Annotated in this window: 21 protein-coding genes and 1 riboswitch; of the genes, 10 read left to right on the top strand and 11 right to left on the bottom strand. The window is 68.8% G+C overall.

Features of this window, described 5'->3' with window-relative positions:
* Positions 1–4: 4 nt before the first annotated feature.
* Genes G6N32_RS04160 through G6N32_RS04150 form a run of 3 tightly spaced genes read right to left on the bottom strand, consistent with a single transcriptional unit; the run spans position 5 to position 1,546 of the window.
* Positions 5–277 carry a DUF2537 domain-containing protein gene (locus G6N32_RS04160; RefSeq protein ID WP_115317236.1) on the bottom strand — a complete coding sequence of 91 codons (273 nt, stop codon included), beginning with the start codon at positions 275–277 and terminating at the stop codon, positions 5–7.
* A 13-nt stretch (positions 278–290) separates the two neighbouring features.
* Complete coding sequence (locus tag G6N32_RS04155) at positions 291–1,118, bottom strand: TrmH family RNA methyltransferase (protein WP_115317237.1); 828 nt, start codon at positions 1,116–1,118, stop codon at positions 291–293.
* Positions 1,115–1,546 carry an Rv0880 family HTH-type transcriptional regulator gene (locus G6N32_RS04150; RefSeq protein ID WP_115317238.1) on the bottom strand — a complete coding sequence of 144 codons (432 nt, stop codon included), beginning with the start codon at positions 1,544–1,546 and terminating at the stop codon, positions 1,115–1,117. The genes G6N32_RS04155 and G6N32_RS04150 overlap by 4 nt, the downstream gene beginning before the upstream one ends.
* Before the next feature lie 102 nt (positions 1,547–1,648).
* On the opposite strand from G6N32_RS04150, the gene G6N32_RS04145 reads away from it, so the two are divergent.
* Positions 1,649–1,939: a DUF2530 domain-containing protein gene (locus tag G6N32_RS04145; protein ID WP_115317239.1), complete on the top strand. Its 291-nt coding sequence runs from the start codon at positions 1,649–1,651 to the stop codon at positions 1,937–1,939.
* 23 nt (positions 1,940–1,962) lie between these two features.
* On the top strand, positions 1,963–2,415 hold the full coding sequence (locus tag G6N32_RS04140; RefSeq protein ID WP_115317240.1) for an SRPBCC family protein: 453 nt from the start codon (positions 1,963–1,965) through the stop codon (positions 2,413–2,415).
* On the opposite strand, the gene G6N32_RS04135 is transcribed toward G6N32_RS04140, so the two are convergent.
* Positions 2,412–3,377, bottom strand: coding sequence for a DUF3027 domain-containing protein (locus G6N32_RS04135; protein WP_232077475.1), 966 nt, complete (start codon positions 3,375–3,377; stop codon positions 2,412–2,414). The two genes, G6N32_RS04140 and G6N32_RS04135, sit on opposite strands and share 4 nt — an antisense overlap.
* Positions 3,378–3,557: 180 nt before the next feature.
* Here G6N32_RS04135 and G6N32_RS04130 point away from each other — a divergent pair, with 180 nt between their 5' ends.
* Positions 3,558–5,138 carry an MFS transporter gene (locus G6N32_RS04130; protein ID WP_115317242.1) on the top strand — a complete coding sequence of 527 codons (1,581 nt, stop codon included), beginning with the start codon at positions 3,558–3,560 and terminating at the stop codon, positions 5,136–5,138.
* A gap of 5 nt (positions 5,139–5,143) precedes the next feature.
* Positions 5,144–5,626 (top strand): DUF2771 domain-containing protein, encoded by a 483-nt coding sequence (locus G6N32_RS04125; protein WP_115318844.1) that lies wholly within the window; start codon positions 5,144–5,146, stop codon positions 5,624–5,626.
* On the opposite strand, the gene G6N32_RS04120 is transcribed toward G6N32_RS04125, so the two are convergent.
* The gene (locus G6N32_RS04120) at positions 5,603–6,508 is read right to left on the bottom strand and encodes an alpha/beta fold hydrolase (RefSeq protein ID WP_115317243.1); all 906 of its coding nucleotides are present in this window, start codon (positions 6,506–6,508) and stop codon (positions 5,603–5,605) included. The genes G6N32_RS04125 and G6N32_RS04120 overlap by 24 nt on opposite strands.
* Positions 6,509–6,572: 64 nt before the next feature.
* Between G6N32_RS04120 and G6N32_RS04115 the strand changes: the two genes are divergently transcribed.
* On the top strand, positions 6,573–7,193 hold the full coding sequence (locus G6N32_RS04115) for a winged helix-turn-helix transcriptional regulator (protein WP_115317244.1): 621 nt from the start codon (positions 6,573–6,575) through the stop codon (positions 7,191–7,193).
* On the opposite strand, the gene G6N32_RS04110 is transcribed toward G6N32_RS04115, so the two are convergent.
* Positions 7,190–8,197, bottom strand: coding sequence for a glutathione S-transferase family protein (locus G6N32_RS04110; RefSeq protein ID WP_163789114.1), 1,008 nt, complete (start codon positions 8,195–8,197; stop codon positions 7,190–7,192). The genes G6N32_RS04115 and G6N32_RS04110 overlap by 4 nt on opposite strands.
* A gap of 18 nt (positions 8,198–8,215) precedes the next feature.
* The gene (locus G6N32_RS04105; protein WP_036341333.1) at positions 8,216–8,626 is read right to left on the bottom strand and encodes a cold-shock protein; all 411 of its coding nucleotides are present in this window, start codon (positions 8,624–8,626) and stop codon (positions 8,216–8,218) included.
* A gap of 148 nt (positions 8,627–8,774) precedes the next feature.
* On the opposite strand from G6N32_RS04105, the gene G6N32_RS04100 reads away from it, so the two are divergent.
* From G6N32_RS04100 to G6N32_RS04085, 4 genes are all read left to right on the top strand, one after another.
* Positions 8,775–9,167 (top strand): YccF domain-containing protein, encoded by a 393-nt coding sequence (locus G6N32_RS04100; protein WP_115317246.1) that lies wholly within the window; start codon positions 8,775–8,777, stop codon positions 9,165–9,167.
* The gene (gene moaA / locus G6N32_RS04095) at positions 9,164–10,225 is read left to right on the top strand and encodes a GTP 3',8-cyclase MoaA (RefSeq protein WP_115317247.1); all 1,062 of its coding nucleotides are present in this window, start codon (positions 9,164–9,166) and stop codon (positions 10,223–10,225) included. The genes G6N32_RS04100 and moaA overlap by 4 nt, the downstream gene beginning before the upstream one ends.
* Before the next feature lies 1 nt (position 10,226).
* Positions 10,227–10,487: a MoaD/ThiS family protein gene (locus G6N32_RS04090; protein ID WP_115317248.1), complete on the top strand. Its 261-nt coding sequence runs from the start codon at positions 10,227–10,229 to the stop codon at positions 10,485–10,487.
* Between the two features lie 245 nt (positions 10,488–10,732).
* Positions 10,733–10,914, top strand: a riboswitch (cyclic di-AMP (ydaO/yuaA leader).
* Between the two features lie 11 nt (positions 10,915–10,925).
* Entirely contained in the window at positions 10,926–12,245 is a 1,320-nt protein-coding gene (locus tag G6N32_RS04085) for a transglycosylase family protein (RefSeq protein ID WP_115317249.1), read from the top strand.
* A gap of 4 nt (positions 12,246–12,249) precedes the next feature.
* Here the strand turns inward: G6N32_RS04085 and G6N32_RS04080 are convergent, their stop codons facing one another.
* The 4 genes from G6N32_RS04080 to G6N32_RS04065 are packed head-to-tail and all read right to left on the bottom strand — an operon-like array spanning position 12,250 to position 13,822.
* Positions 12,250–12,675, bottom strand: a complete 426-nt coding sequence (locus G6N32_RS04080) for a molybdenum cofactor biosynthesis protein MoaE (RefSeq protein WP_115317250.1) — start codon at positions 12,673–12,675, stop codon at positions 12,250–12,252.
* A complete protein-coding gene (locus tag G6N32_RS04075) occupies positions 12,675–13,151 on the bottom strand; it encodes a MogA/MoaB family molybdenum cofactor biosynthesis protein (RefSeq protein ID WP_115317251.1) in 477 nt (158 codons plus the stop codon). Before G6N32_RS04075 ends, G6N32_RS04080 begins: the two co-directional genes overlap by 1 nt.
* Positions 13,148–13,636 carry a cyclic pyranopterin monophosphate synthase MoaC gene (gene moaC, locus G6N32_RS04070; protein ID WP_115317252.1) on the bottom strand — a complete coding sequence of 163 codons (489 nt, stop codon included), beginning with the start codon at positions 13,634–13,636 and terminating at the stop codon, positions 13,148–13,150. The genes G6N32_RS04075 and moaC overlap by 4 nt, the downstream gene beginning before the upstream one ends.
* 3 nt (positions 13,637–13,639) lie before the next feature.
* On the bottom strand, positions 13,640–13,822 hold the full coding sequence (locus tag G6N32_RS04065; RefSeq protein WP_036341358.1) for a hypothetical protein: 183 nt from the start codon (positions 13,820–13,822) through the stop codon (positions 13,640–13,642).
* Positions 13,823–13,887: 65 nt separating this feature from the next.
* Between G6N32_RS04065 and G6N32_RS04060 the strand changes: the two genes are divergently transcribed.
* Entirely contained in the window at positions 13,888–16,185 is a 2,298-nt protein-coding gene (locus G6N32_RS04060) for a helicase-associated domain-containing protein (protein WP_115317253.1), read from the top strand.
* Positions 16,186–16,195 lie beyond the last annotated feature (10 nt).

Raw genomic sequence — 16,195 nt, 5'->3', positions numbered from 1 at the left:
CCGACTACCGCGCGGCGGCCATCGCCAACAGGGTGATCCACCCGCCGGCGACGCCGATACCTGCACCGAGGACGAACCAGCGCCGTACCGGAATCCGCCGCCAGCCCCACAACGTCGGCGCCAGTCCGCCGACCGCGATCAGGTTCAGCACGATCGCCACCAGCGGATGCACCCGCAGCATGCCGAGGCTGAGCACCACGATCGCGGCACCCGTCACCGCGGCGACGAAGGCTGCCACGGTCAGCCCGGTTCCCCACGGCGTCGTCTCGTCGATCATGGGGCGAGCCTAGTCACCGCGCCCGTTCGTAGAACGCCAGCGCCGCCGCGGTGGCGACGTTGAGCGAATCGGTACCCCGCGACATCGGGATCCGGACCCGGACGTCGCTGGCCCGCATCACTGTCTCGGTCAGCCCGGGCCCCTCCGCGCCGACCAGCATCGCGACCTTGGCCCCGGCCAGCCCGGCCATCGCCTCGGCCAGGGTCTGTGCCGCCGGGTCGGGTGTCATGGCCAGCAGCCGGAATCCGCGCTCGCGCAGCTCGCCGAGATCGGCCGGCCAGTGCCCGGCACGCGCGAACGGCACCAGCAGAGCGTGGCCCATCGACACCCGCACGGCACGCCGGTACAGCGGGTCGGCGCACCCGGAACCGAAGATGACCGCGTCGACCCCGAGCCCGGCGGCGTTGCGGAAGATCGAGCCGAGGTTCTCGTGGTCGTTGACGCCTTCGAGCACCGCGACCGTGCTCGCACCGTCGAGCACCTCCGCCAGCGCGAGTTCGGGCGGACGGCGAGCCGCCGCCAGCACACCGCGATTGAGGTGGAAACCGACCACCTCGGCCATCACCTCGGCCGTGGCGCGATAGAACGGCGCCCGCACCCCGGACAGGTCGTCACCGAGTTCGGCCAGGCGGCGGTCGGTACCGAGGAAGGCGTGCGGGGTGAACCGCGAGGCGATCATCCGCTGGGCCACCAGCACGCCCTCGGCGATCACCAATCCCTTGCCGCTGGGAAGGTCCGGCCTGCGGTCGACACTGTTGAGGTCGCGGAAGTCGTCGACGCGGGGATCACCCGGGTCGGTGATATCGACGACTTCTATCGCGCCAAAAGTGTTGTCGCTCACGCGTCTTCGTCGACGAGGACGGTCATCAGGTCCGCGGCCCGCAGCAGGATGTCGCGTTCTTCGCTGTCCAGGGTGGCCAGCCGATTGCGCAGCCACTCCTGACTGGCTCGTCGTTCACTGTCGACCAGCGCCGCCCCGGCGTCGGAGACCGCCACCAGAACCTGGCGACCGTCGGAGGGATGGGAGGTGCGCACCACCAGACCGAGGTCGGCCAGCGATGCGATCACCCGGGTCATCGACGGCGGCCGGACCCGCTCCCGGACCGCCAGCGCACCCGGCGTCATCGCGCCGTCCTTGGCCAGGGTCGCCAGGGCGGACAGCTGCGACAGCGTGACCGGTGATTCGGGCCTGCGGAAGCGCAGTTGGCGCGCCAAACGCATGACGGCCAGCGACAAATCACTGGCCAATCGCAGGTCACCGTCTTTCACGACGCAAACAGTACGACACGACAACACCCGATCAATGATGAACGGGCCAACTCCGATAGCTGCATACCGGGCCATCTCACCCATCGGTTACCTTGGACGACAATGCCTTCCGATCAGCGCGAACCGAGCCGAGAGCCGGTGGCCGAGCCCGAGCCGCCTGCGCTGCCCGCAGCGTTGCTGGATCCATGGCCGGTGATCGTCGTCGGCGCCACGCTGTGGGCGCTGGTGACGATCGTGGCGTTCACCGTCGCGGCGTGCGAGGCCTGGCGGCCGATCGCGCTTGCCGGACTGGGCACCGGGGTCGTCGGCACCTCGGTATTCCTGTGGCAGCGCACCGCGGCGCGGCGCGGGGCGCGAGGCGCGCAGACCGGCCTCGAGCCGCACGGACAGTAATCAGTCACGACGAAGGGAAAACAATGGCAGCGCCGCTGTTGCAAGCAGAGATCGAGATCAACGCCCCGGTCGCCAAGGTGTGGACGTTGCTGTCGGACCTGGGCAACATGCCCAAGTGGAGCCCGCAGTGCCGGCTGATGAAGCCGCTCGGTGCGGTGAAGCCGGGCACCCGCACCTTCAATCTCAATCGGCGCAACAACCTGTTCTGGCCGACGACGTCGACGATCATCGAACTGGTTCCCGAGCGGAAGCTGGCGTTCCGGGTCAACGCCAACAACACCGTCTGGAGCTATGAGCTCTCCCCGACCGCCACCGGCACCCGGGTCGTGGAGACCCGCCATGCCGAGAACGGCGTCAAGGCCGTCTCCACGATGACGGTGAACGCGGTGATGGGCGGCGTACCCAACTTCGAGAAAGAGCTGGTCGACGGGATGAACCTGTCGCTGGCGCGGATCAAGGCCGCCGCCGAAGGTTAGTCCTGCTCGCCCGGTTCGGACGCGCCGGGACCGTCGGGCGCCTCCGGGGTTTCGGTGTCCGCGACTTCGGCGGTCTCCGAGACGTCGGGGCTTTCCGGGACTTCCGCGGTCGCCGGGACGTCGGGTGTCTGCGAGGCTTCTGAGTCGTCCGGCGCCGCGGTGGCGTCGGCGACGGTCGCGACCACCTCGACCACCTCGAGCACGCCGTCGTCGTATGGGTCGTACAGCGGCGATCCGGTTCCCGCGGGTTGCGGGGTGTCGGAGTGCGCACCGCAGCCGTATTCGAAGTCGACGACGTGGGAGTCGGCGGCCATCTCGTTGCAGCACACCCCGAACATGGCACCGAGCGCGCCGGCCAGCGGCACCATGAAACCGCAGTCGCGGCATACCCGTTTGGTCGCGCGGGCCATCGGCGAATCGGGACCATGATCACCGTCGTGCCAACGCTGCGCAGTTTCGTCGCGACCCAGCGCGCTGAGCACCTGACGACGGCCGAAGCCGACCTCGAAGGCGGTGTCGTCGATCAGCGGATCCCCGGTGGCGGTGTAGCCGGGCGCCAGCCGCGGGTCATCCTTGCCGGGAGCCAGCAGATCACCCGGGCTCAAGTCACCGGGCTTGATGCGCTCGTCCCACGGCACCCAGGCCGGCGCCAGCAGCGCGGTCGGGCCGGGCACCAGCACGACCTCGCTGACCGTCGCGTGATCAGCCCCCTCGTAGGCCGCGACCACCACGGCCCACTGCCAGCCCTGATAGCCGGGCATGTTCGCCAAGAAGCGATGCGTCGCCGCGGTCTCGTCCTCGAAGCTGACACCGAGGTAATCGCCCACCGTGTCGCCGCTGTGCTCGACGATGGCCTGCCGTGCCTGCTCCACCGCACCGCTCAGTACGGCGGCAACCGCGTCCGACGGCGCGGCTGCCTGAGCCGGTGCCGTGGCTTCTTTCGCGTCAAGGGTGCTGTCCATCGTCACCAATCTTGCCTCACGGTCTGTGTGTGCAGCCACACCGGCCACGTGCGCGCCCGGCATGCCGGGATAGGGGACAATCGTGAGGTGTCTGAGAGCCGGCGTGACGAACCCCGCGCGAATCCGGCGTTCGGCCCCGACCGCCGCTACTCGGCGGGCACATCCGGAGAACACCCGGGCATGGCCAACTACCCCAGCGACGGGGACGGCTACCGGCGCTCGGAAGCCACCCGCCGGTCCAGCCCCACGTCCAGCTCCAATCGCTACCTGCCGCCGTTGGGCGAGCAGCGCACCCAGAACATCGGCCCGCCGCCCGGTCCGCGCGGCGCCGACGAACAGGTGACTCGTGGCCGCGGCGCCGCCTACCGCAGCCGCGAGATGGGCACGAAGGTGTATTCGATGGTGCACCGCGCGGCCACGGCCGACGGCGCCGACAAGTCCGGTCTGACCGCGCTGACCTGGCCGGTGGTCGCCAACTTCGCGGTGGACTCGGCGATGGCCGTCGCACTGGCCAACACGCTGTTCTTCGCCGCCGCGTCCGGCGAGAGCAAGGGCAAGGTCGCGCTCTACCTACTGATCACGATCGCGCCGTTCGCGGTGATCGCACCGCTCATCGGGCCTGCGCTCGATCGCGTCCAGCACGGCAGGCGGGCGGCGCTGGCGATGTCGTTCGTCCTCCGCGCGGCACTCGCGTTCGTGCTGATCATGGACTACGACGGCGCCACCGGCAGCTATCCGTCGTGGGTTCTCTACCCCTGCGCGCTCGGAATGATGGTGCTGTCCAAGTCGTTCAGCGTGCTGCGCAGCGCGGTCACCCCCCGGGTCATGCCACCGACGATCGACCTGGTGCGGGTCAATTCGCGGCTGACGATGTTCGGTCTGATCGGGGGCACCATCGTCGGCGGCGGCATCGCGGCGGGGACGGAATACCTGCTCACCACCGTGTTCCGGCTACCGGGCGCGCTGTTCGTGGTCGTGTTCGTTGCCGTGGCGGGTGCCTCGCTGTCGATGCGGATCCCGCGCTGGGTGGAGGTCACCGAAGGTGAGGTACCGGCCACCTTGACCTACCACGGCGAAAGTGGGCCGCGCGGCTGGATCGACGAGCCGGCCGCGAAGACCGGCAGACCACGACAACCCCTGGGCCGCAACATCATCACCTCGTTGTGGGGCAACTGCACGATCAAGGCGATGGTCGGGTTCCTGTTCCTGTATCCGGCGTTCGTCGCCAAGGCACACCAGGCCAGCGGCTGGGTGCAGCTGGGCATGCTCGGCCTGCTCGGCGCGGCCGCGGGAATCGGCAACTTCGCGGGTAACTTCACCGCGGCCCGGATGCGACTGGGCAGGCCCGCGATGCTGGTGGTCCGGTGCACGGTCGCGGTGACCGTCATGGCGCTGGTGGCCGCGGTCACCGGCAACCTGATCGTCGCGGCAGTGGCCACGCTGGTCACCTCGGGCGCGACCGCGATCGCCAAAGCGTCTCTTGACGCGTCGCTGCAGGACGACCTGCCGGAGGAGTCGCGGGCGTCGGCGTTCGGCCGCTCGGAGTCGGTGCTGCAGCTGGCGTGGGTGATGGGCGGTGCGATCGGAGTGCTGGTGTACACCGAACTGTGGGTGGGCTTCACCGCGATCAGCGCGCTGCTGATCCTCGGCCTGGCCCAGACCATCGTCAGCTACCGCGGTGATTCACTGATCCCCGGCTTCGGCGGCAACCGGCCGGTGCTGGCCGAACCGGAGGGCGCATCGGCGGTGAGTTACCGGTGAGCCGCCTGACCCGATGGCTTTTGGCGATCGTCGTCGTGCTCGCGTCGGCCGGTGCCGGCGTCGGCGCCTGGGCACTGACCCGCGGCACGGAATCGGCCTTCCCCGAGATCAGCGCCTATTCCCACGGCCGCGCGGTGCGCGTCGGGCCGTACGTCTACTGCAATGTGGTGAACCTCAACGACTGCCAGAACCCGCAGACCCAGGGCCAGCTTTCGGTCTCCGAGCGCTACCCGGTTCAGCTCTCCGTTCCGACCGCGATCGGGCGCGCACCGTGGCAGCTGCTGCGCGTGTACGAAGACGAGCGCAACTCCACGACCACCATCTACCGACCCGATACCGAACTGGCAGTGACGATTCCGACGGTCGACCCGCAACGCGGCCGGCTCACCGGGGTGGTCGTGCAGTTGCTCACCCTGGTGCAGGATCAGAACGGCGAACTGCGCGACGCCCCGCACGCGGAATGGTCAGTCCGCCTGGCCTGGCCCTAGCGTCGACGACGACGGCTGCGAACACCAGTCCCGAATGGCGGCCGCGAATTGCTCGGGGGCATCGGATTGGACGAAATGACCTGCGCCGTCGGCGATCACGGTCCGATGATTGGGAAAGATCCGCTCCCAGCGCCGTAGATCGCTGCGCCTGAACGCGATGTCGGCATCACCCCAGATGATGAGGGTGGGGAGGTCTGCGATCGCCGGTTGTCCGGCTTCCACCTCGGCGAGGAACGCACGACTGGAGGTGAGCTCGCGGGGAAAGATGGCCGATGCATCGCGCCGCGCCGGGCTGTCGAGGGCCTTCTGATAGTGGGCCATCTCGTCCCGGCTGGGTTTGGCCAGCCGGTGTCCCGCAGGAATCATCAGGTTGACGAACAGATTGAACTGCCGGATCAGCAGACGGCCGAGCGGTCCGCCCATGACATGGGACATGATCTGCACGTGCGGGGCATCCGTCGGCCACGCCCACGTGTTGCCCACCACCAGCCGGTCGAATACTTCCGGGTGTTTCTCGATCACCGACAGTCCAATCGGGCCGCCCCAGTCGTGCACCACCAGCGTCACCTCGGTCAATCCGAGAGCGTCGATGAACGCGCCGACGACCCCGGCGTGCTCGCTGGGCAGATACCGGTAACCCGGCGCCGCCGTCGACAGTCCGAAGCCGGGGTAGTCGATTGCCACGCAACGGAATTCGCCTCGCAGCGCCGTGATGACGTCACGGTAGACGAATGACCAGGTCGGATTGCCGTGCAAGAACAGCAACGTGGTTCCCGCGCCTTCGTCGACATAGTGAACGGTATGGCCGTCGATGTCGACGAACCGGCTCACGAACGGAAACAACTCGTCGTCGACCCACCCGGGCCGCTGCGCCACCGCCATCTCGATCCCCTCCTAGAGTCACTTGATATAATCAAGCGCACATTACTTTTGCAACTGGAGCGTGATGAGTCGAGACTACGGCCAGTACTGCGGACTGGCCCGGGCGCTGGATGTGGTCGGCGACCGGTGGAATCTGCTGATCGTCCGTCAGCTCCTAGTCGCGCCCGCCCGCTACCGCGAGTTGCGCGACGGGCTGCCGGGTATCGCGACCAACCTGCTGACCGACCGCCTCCGCGAACTGGAGAGCGCGGGCGTCGTCGAGCGGCGGCTGGCCGAGGACGGCAACGCGATCACGTACGCCCTCACCGACTGGGGCGCACAACTTCGCGAACCCATCGAGGGACTCGTCCGCTGGTCCACACCGCTGATGATCCGTGGCGCCGAGGGCGATGAGTTCCGCATCGAGTGGCTACTGGTCGCGCTGCCCGCACTGTTCACCGGCCGGGCACCGACCCGATCGGCCACCGTGGGGATCGACATCGGCGGCGACACACTTCAGCTGCGCGCCAACCGATCCGGCGTGGCTGTGAGCGTGCCGGACGGGCGCTCGTTCGACGCCGTCCTGACAACCGAGGCACCGATCGTCCTCGGCCTCGCGACCGGGCTGCTGACCCTCGATGATGTTGCGGCACAGGTCGAGATCGACGGCGAGCGGACCGCCGTCGAGACCGTCTTCGCGCGCTAACCCGCGCCGTGCCCAGCGGGTACCCGCTCGGACTCGCGGGTCGGCCCCGGCGGCGTACCGTCACCAAAAGGTCTGCCGCCCAACGCTTCCCGTCCGTGCGGCGTCAACCAGTTCGACAGGTCCGGGCCCTTCGGCACGACACCGGTGGGATTGATGTCGGAATGAACGATGTAGTAGTGCTGTTTGATCTGGACGAAATCGCATGTGTCGCCGAATCCCGGAGTCTGGAACAGATCTCGGGCATAGGCCCACAGCACCGGCATCTCCGCCAGCTTGGACCGATTGCACTTGAAGTGGCCGTGGTAGACCGGGTCGAAGCGCGCCAACGTGGTGAACAGCCGCACGTCGGCCTCGGTGATGGTGTCCCCCACCAGATACCGCTGACCGGCGAGCCGCTCGGAGAGCCAGTCCAGCGCGGTGAACAACCGGTCGTAAGCCTTGTCATAGGACTCCTGCGAGCCGGCGAACCCGCAGCGGTACACGCCGTTGTTCACCTCGGTGTAGATCCGCTGGGCAACCTCGTCGATCTCGTCGCGCAGCGGCTCGGGGTACAGCTGCGGCGCACCTTCGCGGTGGTAGGCGGTCCATTCCGTGGAAAAGTCGAGCGTGATCTGGGCGAAGTCGTTGGTGACCACCTGACCGGTGGGCACGTCGACGATCGCCGGGACCGTGATGCCCTTCGGATAATCCGGGAACCTCGCGAAGTAGGCGTCCTGCAGCCGCGGGATCTTCAACACCGGGTCCACGCCACCGGGATCGAGATCAAAGGTCCAGCTGCGTTCGTCGTGTGTCGGCCCGCAGAACCCGATGGACAGCGCGTCCTCGAGGCCCAGCAGCCGCCGCACGATGATCGTCCGGTTCGCCCACGGGCAGGCCCGTGCCACGATCAGCCGGTAACGGTCGGGTTCGACGGGATATCCGTCAGCACCGTCGGCGGTGATCCTGGTGGTGATGTAGTTGGTATCGCGATTGAACTCGCCGCCTCCGGCGACATAGGCACCCACGACTCCAGTGTGCGCCAGTCAGGCGTCGAGCTCCCGGGCGACTGCCTTCACCACTTCGGAAACCCGCCGCGCGACCTTGCGATCCGGGTAGCGACCCTTGCGCAGCTCGGGCTGCACCGCGCCTTCGAGCAGCGTGATCATGTCCTCGACCATGCCGTGCAATTCGTCGGGCGTGTGCTTGCGCTCGACAGGTGTGGCCTCACGCCGGGTCCGGGTCAGGCTGGGCGGCGGGTCAATCAGCTTGACGCTCAATGCCTGTGGGCCGCGACGCCCGGATGCCAGCCCGAACTCGACCCGCTGGCCGGCCTTCAGACCTTCGACGCCCTCAGGCAGTGCCGACGCACGGACATAGACGTCCTCGCCTTCCTCCTGGGACAGGAAGCCGAATCCCTTCTCGGCGTCGTACCACTTCACCTTGCCGGTCGGCACTGGTCTCACCTGCTTGTCTGACGGGGTTCATGACAACATGACGAAGCGTCCCGCCGGTGCAGGACGCGTGCCGGTGATCCTACTCGGGAAGACCTACGGCCAGCACCAGAGTTTAGTTCGGTAGGCTGGGCAAACCGCTGGAGGAGACATGCGCCTGATCCTGAACGTCGTCTGGTTGCTGTTCGGCGGGCTCTGGCTTGCCCTGGGCTATCTGCTGGCCGCGCTGGTCAGCTTCGTTCTGATCATCACCATTCCGTTCGGCTTCGCCTCCCTGCGGATAGCCAATTACGCGCTGTGGCCGTTCGGGCGGACCATCGTCGACAAGCCGGGACCGCGGCCTGGCGCGCTGGTCGGCAACGTCATCTGGGTCGTGCTGTTCGGCGTGTGGCTCGCCATCGGCCACCTGGTGAGCGCGGTGGCGATGGCGATCACGATCATCGGGATCCCGCTGGCGCTGGCCAACCTCAAACTCATCCCGGTCTCCCTGATGCCGCTTGGCAAGGAAATCGTGCCCGCCGACCACGCCCGGGTGCCGGCATGACCGTTGTCGGGCTGGGAGTGCCTGCGATCCGCCGCGACGACGTGCCGCCGGCGGACATGCCGCGCAGCGGACCTTTGGTCGACACCTTCGGCCGGGTCGCCACCGATCTGCGGGTGTCGCTGACCGACCGGTGCAATCTGCGCTGTACCTATTGCATGCCCGCCGAGGGACTGGACTGGCTGCCCGGCGACGACCTGCTGACCCGCGACGAGCTGGTGCGGCTGCTCACTCTGGCGGTGAACCGGCTCGGCATCACCAGCGTGCGCTTCACCGGTGGTGAGCCACTGCTGTATCGCGGGCTCGAAGACGTGGTGGCGGCGGTGGCCGCGCTGCGCCCGCGTCCCGAGATCGCGCTGACCACCAACGGGGTGGGCCTGTCCCGTCGTGCCCGGGCACTGGCCGATGCGGGTCTGAATCGGGTCAACGTGTCGCTCGACAGCCTCGACGCCGGGCAGTTCGCCGCCATCACCCGGCGGGACCGCCTACCCGATGTCCTCGACGGTCTGTCCGCCGCGTCCGAGGCCGGTCTGGGGCCGGTCAAGGTCAACGCGGTCCTGGATGCGGTCACCGGGCTCGACGACGGCGTCGAACTGCTGGAGTACTGCCTGCGCTACGGCTATCAGTTGCGCATCATCGAGCAGATGCCGCTCGATGCGGGCCACCTGTGGCGTCGGGATGCCAACCTGAGTGCCGACGAGATCTACGCGGCACTGGCCGAGCGCTTCACCCTCACCACGGATCCGGCACCGCGCGGGTCGGCGCCGGCCCAGCTCTGGCAGGTCAACGGTGGCCCGGCGACGGTAGGGATCATCGCCTCGGTCTCGCATGCGTTCTGCGCGGCCTGCGACCGGACCCGCCTGACCGCAGACGGGCAGATCCGTAACTGCCTGTTCGCCGCCGAGGAAACCGATCTGCGGGCGCTGTTGCGCAATGGCGCCGACGATGCGGCGCTGGAGACGGCATGGCGTGGCGCGATGTGGCGCAAGGCGGCCGGCCACGGCATCAACGATCCGGATTTCGTCCAGCCCCATCGGCCGATGAGCGCGATCGGGGGCTGACGTGGCCGAATCGGTACAGGTGACTGTGCGTTTCTTCGCTGCGGCGCGCGCCGCCGCGGGTACCGAGTCTGATCAACTCACCGTGCGTCCCGGCGCGACCGTCGCCGATGTGGTGGACGAATTAGCTTGTCGCAACGCGGAATTAGCGCGGGTGTTACAGCGCTGTTCATATCTGCGCGACGGCATCGCGGTCCGAAACAAGGCGACGACCCTGCAATCCGGCCAGACGCTCGACGTGTTACCCCCGTTTGCCGGCGGGTGAGCGTGATTTACGTCACATCACGATCAGGTAACGAGATGGCCACGGTGCGGTTTAGTGGCGGAACTACCTGGGCGAACGTCAGGCTGTCTAGGGGCTTTAACCTTTTTTAAGGTTTGCCAGTACCAGAAACGCCCGGATTTGCAAAAGATGACGGGTCCCGCCGATCCCATTACCGTCTCTCGAAGGTCAGCCCCCTCAACCCGGGCAGACCCTCTTCGCTCTTAGCGCTGAGCTCCATCCAAGGAGCGGAGAGACCAACGAACACCATGGATGGAGGCGGGGGACCCACCGGTCCACCGATAGGACTCGGAGCCACAAAACTCCTTGGGGTGAAGCCAAAATCGTTTCCACCAGAGACGACGACGGCCGGGCGACCTCTCCAGCCCGAACCCGACAGCTGACCTCGCAGGCGCATTGAAGAGAGGAACACTTCGCCATATGAGTGGACGGCATCGCAAGCCCACTTCATCGTCAGTCAGCGTCGCAAAGATCGCGGTCACCGGTGCGGTCATCGGAGGCGGCAGCCTCGCCTTCGCCAGCCAGGCCCAAGCGGCCCCGGATGCCGAATGGGATCAGGTTGCCCGTTGTGAGTCCGGCGGAAACTGGGGCATCAACACCGGCAACGGTTACCAGGGTGGTCTCCAGTTCTCCCCCAGCACCTGGTCCGCACACGGTGGCGGCCAGTACGCCCCGGCCGCGAACATGGCCAGCAAGGACCAGCAGATCGCCATCGCCGAACGCGTCCTGGCGAGCCAGGGCCGCGGCGCCTGGCCGGTGTGCGGACGCGGCCTTTCGGGTGCGACCCCGCGCAATGTGGTGAACGAGCCCACTCCCGAAGACGCCCAGATTCAGCCCGCCGGTTTCGAGGCGCCCGCGCCGGACGCCCCGGCACCGGATGCCCCGGCAGATCTGCCTCCGGCGCCGCAGGACATGCCGCCGGCTCCGCAGGACATGCCCCCGGCCCCCCAGGATCTCCCGCCCGCTCCGCAGGACATGCCCCCGGCCCCCCAGGATCTCCCGCCCGCGCCGCAGGACATGCCCCCGGCCCCCGCCCCGCAGGACCTGCCGCCGGCACCGCAGGATCTCCCGCCTGCCCCGGCTCCGCAGGACATCCCCCCAGCCCCCCAGGATCTGCCCCCGGCGCCCGCCGACCTGCCGCCTGCTCCGCAGCCGGACGTCGTCCCGGTCGCTCAGGAAGTAGCCCCGCCGGCCGCTGAGCCGGTGGTCGACACCGCTCTGCAGATGCCTGCCCCCGAGGCACCCGCGAACCCTGACGAGCAGACCGTCACCGTCCAGGCGGCGTCGATTCACTTCGTTCCGCAGGCTCCCGCCGACCCAGCGGTCCCGCCGACCTTGCCGCCGGCTCCCGCTCCCGCGCCGGCCGATCCGGCCGCAGCGCCCGCGCCGGGCACCGACGTGGTCGCCGCCAGCCCGACAGAGCAGCTGCCTGACGGCATGCCGCACCTGACGAGCCCGGAGAATCTGCCGCCGGGTACCAGCGATCAGCCGGAAGGCCCCCAGGACGGCCCGAATGTCACGTACCTCAAGGAACTGTGGCATGCGATCCAGACGCAGCAGGTCAGCAAGGGTGACGCGCTCCTGGCCCTGACCCAGCGTCCGCTGAACACCCCGGTGACCAACGATCCCAGCATGGGCACCCCGCCCGGTGATCCAAACGCTCCGGCGCCGGCTCCGGCCGACCCGAACGCACCGCTGGTTCCGGCTGCCCCCGCACCGGCACCGGCTCCGGCTCAGTAAGCGATCACGCCGAGTTCACCCACTCGTCGGTTCCGTCGGCGAAAAACTGGTGCTTCCACACCGGTAGCCGCTCTTTGACGGTGTCGACGAGCAAGGCACACGCCTCGAACGCCGCCTGCCGGTGGTCGGCCGCCACGGCGGCCACCAGGGCGGCGGCCCCGATCTGCAGCACGCCGACCCGATGGCTGGCAGCGATCGCCCGCACACCGGTGGCTTTCCCGGCCACCTCGGCGACCGCCTCGAACAAGGTCTGCTCGGCCATCGGGTGCGCCGAATACTCCAGCCGCACCACGTCTCGGCCGCCATCGTGATTACGCACCATCCCGGAAAAGCCCACGACCGCGCCTGCGGCGTCGTCGGCGACCAACTCTTCGTGCTCGGTCAGCGAGATCGGGCCCTCGACGAGCGCGGCCCGCAGGATGCGTGTCATCAGCGGTGGTCCCCTCCGGACAGTTGGTCCAGCGCATGGTCGAGCACGTCGGCGAGCACCGACAGTCCGTCGCGCACCCCGCCCGTCGAGCCGGGCAGGTTGATCACCAGTGTGCGACCCGCGACGCCGCACACCCCTCGGGACAGCACCGCTGTCGGCACCGCAGGTAGACCGGACCGGCGGATGGCGTCGGCCAGGCCGGGGATCTGATAGTCGAGAACGCCGATGGTCGCCTCGGGGGTGGCGTCGGTCGGTGAAATTCCGGTGCCGCCGGAGGTGATGACGACGTCGGCGCGAGAGTCGATCGCCGCGCGCAGCGCGTCCCCGACGGCGTTGCCGTCCACCACCACGCTGGCGGCGGGTACGTCGAAGCCGCGCTCGGCGAGCCAGGCGACGACGATCGGGCCGGTCCGGTCCTCGTAGACACCGGTCGCCGCCCGGGTGGAGGCGATGACGACCCGTGCGGACCGCGTCATGGCTCGCGCACCCACAGGCCGGTCTTACCGCCCTCCTTACGCAGCACCCGGATGTCCTCGAGGCGCGCGGCAGGGTCGACGGCCTTGATCATGTCGTAGAGCGTCAGGGCGGCGACGCTCACGGCGGTCAACGCCTCCATCTCGACGCCGGTGCGGTCGGTGGTGCGCACCGAGGCGGTCACGCCGACGACGGCGTCACCGATCGCGAACTCGATGTCGACCCCGGTCAAGGCGAGGTGGTGGCACAGCGGAATCAGATCGGATGTGCGTTTGGCCGCCAGGATCCCGGCCACCCGCGCGGTCGCGAGTGCGTCACCCTTGGGCAGGCCGCCCGCCGTGATCAGCTCCACCACCTCGGCGGTGGTGTGAACAGAGCCGGCCGCCACCGCGGTGCGTGTGGTGGCGGCCTTGTCGGTGACATCGACCATGTGCGCCGCACCGTGCTCGTCGAGGTGCGAGAGGCGGCGCTGCGGTCCGTCGGTCACCGTCTACTTGTTGACGACGGTGACCGGGTGCAGGTACGGCAGGTCAGAGGCCGGCAACGGGAACGTGATGTCGCCGAACGGGGACAGCGCGCCGGTCCGATCGGCGGCCAGCTCGCTCACGGCGTGGTCGTCGGGGTCGCTGGTCGGCCAGCCATTGTCGACATACCTTGTCTTCTTCTCAGCCACGGCAACATTCTGTCATCTCACGGCCCGGCTTGTGCACACAGGCGGCTGTTTTACGCTGGTCAACAATGAGTGCACAGTCCGGGCGGCCGGCGGGCAGGAGCGAAGCGACCCGGGAAGACAGCCCTGGCGTGCCGCTGGGCGCCTGGCTGGCCGATCTGCCCGACGACCGGCTGATCCGCCTGCTGGAACTGCGGCCGGATCTTGCCCAGCCGGCCCCCGGCAGCATCGCCGCGCTGGCCGCCCGCGCGGTGGCACGGCAATCGGTCAAGGCCGCCACCGACGAGCTGGACTACCTGCGGCTTGCCGTTCTCGACGCCCTGATCGTGCTGCACGCCGAGACCGCGGCTACCCCGGTGACCAAGCTGGTCGCCCTCGTCGGCGAGCGGGCCGACGAGAAGTCGATCCTGTCCGCGCTCGACGACCTGCGTGAGCGCGCACTGGTCTGGGGCGAGCGCGAGCTGCGGGTGTCGGCCGAAGCGGCCGCAGGACTGCCCTGGTATCCCGGCCAGGCGATCGGGGAGGATTCGTCCCGCTCGGCAGCGGAGATCTCCGCCGCGATCGACGCCCTCGACGAACCCCAGCTCGAACTGCTGGACCGGCTGCTGATGGGGTCCCCGGTGGGCCGCACCCGTGACGCCGCGCCGGGCGCGCCCGCCGACCGGCCGGTGCCACGGCTGCTGGCGGCCGGACTGCTGCGCCAACTCGATGCCGAGACGGTGATCCTGCCGCGGCACGTCGGTCAGGTGCTGCGCGGCGAGGAGCCCGGCCCGGTGAGCCTGACCGCACCCGACCCGGTGTCTGGCACCACCACCATCGCCGACGTCGACTCCGCCGCGGCCGGTGCCGTCCTTGACCTGATCCGCGAGATCGAGCTGGTCATCGAAACCCTCTCTGCTACACCGGTTCCCGAGTTGCGCAGCGGCGGCCTCGGGGTGCGCGAAGCCAAGCGGCTGAGCAAGCTGACCGGAATCGACGAACAACGCCTCGGGCTGGTGCTCGAGATCAGCTCGGCGGCCGGCTTGATCGCCAGCGGCACACCCGACCCCGAACCCCAGGATGGCGCGAGCCCGTACTGGACGCCGACGGTGGCCGCGGACCGATTCATGGAAACGCCCACCGCCACCCGTTGGTATCTGCTGGCCGGCAGCTGGCTGGACTTGCCATCACGCCCAGGACTGATCGGTAGCCGCGGCCCCGATGGCAAACCCTATGCCGCACTGTCTGATTCGCTGTATTCGACGGCCGCACCGCTGGATCGGCGACTGCTGCTGGAGCTGCTCGCCGAGCTGCCGCCCGGCTCCGGCGTGGATGCGCAGCACGCTTCACGGGCCTTGATCTGGCGCCGACCGCGGTGGGCCGCCCGGTTGCAGCCCGAACCGATCGCGCACCTGCTCGACGAAGCCCACGCCGTGGGCCTGATCGGCCGCGGCGCGTTGAGCACACCGGCGCGGGTGCTGCTCGCCGGCGCCGAGGACGCCGCGATCGACGCGATGGGCAAGGCGCTACCCGCACCGATCGACCATTTCCTGGTACAGGCCGACCTGACCGTTGTGGTGCCCGGGCCGCTGCAGCGCGACCTTGCCGACGAACTGGCGGCGGTGGCCGCGGTGGAATCGGCCGGCGCCGCCATGGTGTACCGGGTCAGCGAATCCTCGATCCGGCACGCCCTGGATACCGGGCGCACCGCGGGCGGTCTTCATACCTTCTTCGAGCGGCACTCGAAAACACCTGTCCCCCAAGGCTTGACGTATCTGATCAACGATGTCGCCCGTCGGCATGGCCAGCTGCGGGTCGGGATGGCGTCGTCGTTCCTGCGCTGCGAGGACCCGACACTGCTCGCCCATGCGGTGGCCGCGCCGGCTTTGGAACATCTGGAGGTGCGGCTGCTGGCGCCCACGGTGGCGGTGTCACAGGCGCCGATCGGTGACGTGCTCGCGGCGTTGCGCACGGCGGGCTTCGCGCCGGCCGCCGAGGATTCCTCGGGAGCGATCGTCGATCTGCGGCAGCGCGGTGCACGGGTGTCCACACCCCAACACCGTCGGCCGTTCCGCGCGTTGCCCAAGCCGAGCACCGACACCCTGGCCTCGGTGGTGGCGGTGTTGCGGCGAGTGGATTCGACCACCCCGTTCGCCAACGTCCGCCTGGATCCGGCGGTCTCGATGGCCCTGTTGCAGCAGGCGGCCATGGAACAAAAAGACGTGGTGATCGGTTATGTCGACGCGGCCGGGGTCGCCACCCAGCGGGTAGTACGCCCGCTCACCGTCAGCGGGGGTCAGCTGATGGCCTGGGATCCCGCTCAGGGCCGCCCGCGGGAGTTCGCGGTGCATCGCGTGACGTCGGTGATGTCGGCCGACGCTGGATAATGGAGCGTTA

It is taken from the genome of Mycolicibacterium aichiense (assembly GCF_010726245.1).
Classification (GTDB): Bacteria; Actinomycetota; Actinomycetes; order Mycobacteriales; family Mycobacteriaceae; genus Mycobacterium; species Mycobacterium aichiense.
The sequence above is the reverse complement of the archived record's forward strand: the minus strand, read 5'-3'. Positions and strand labels throughout refer to the sequence as shown.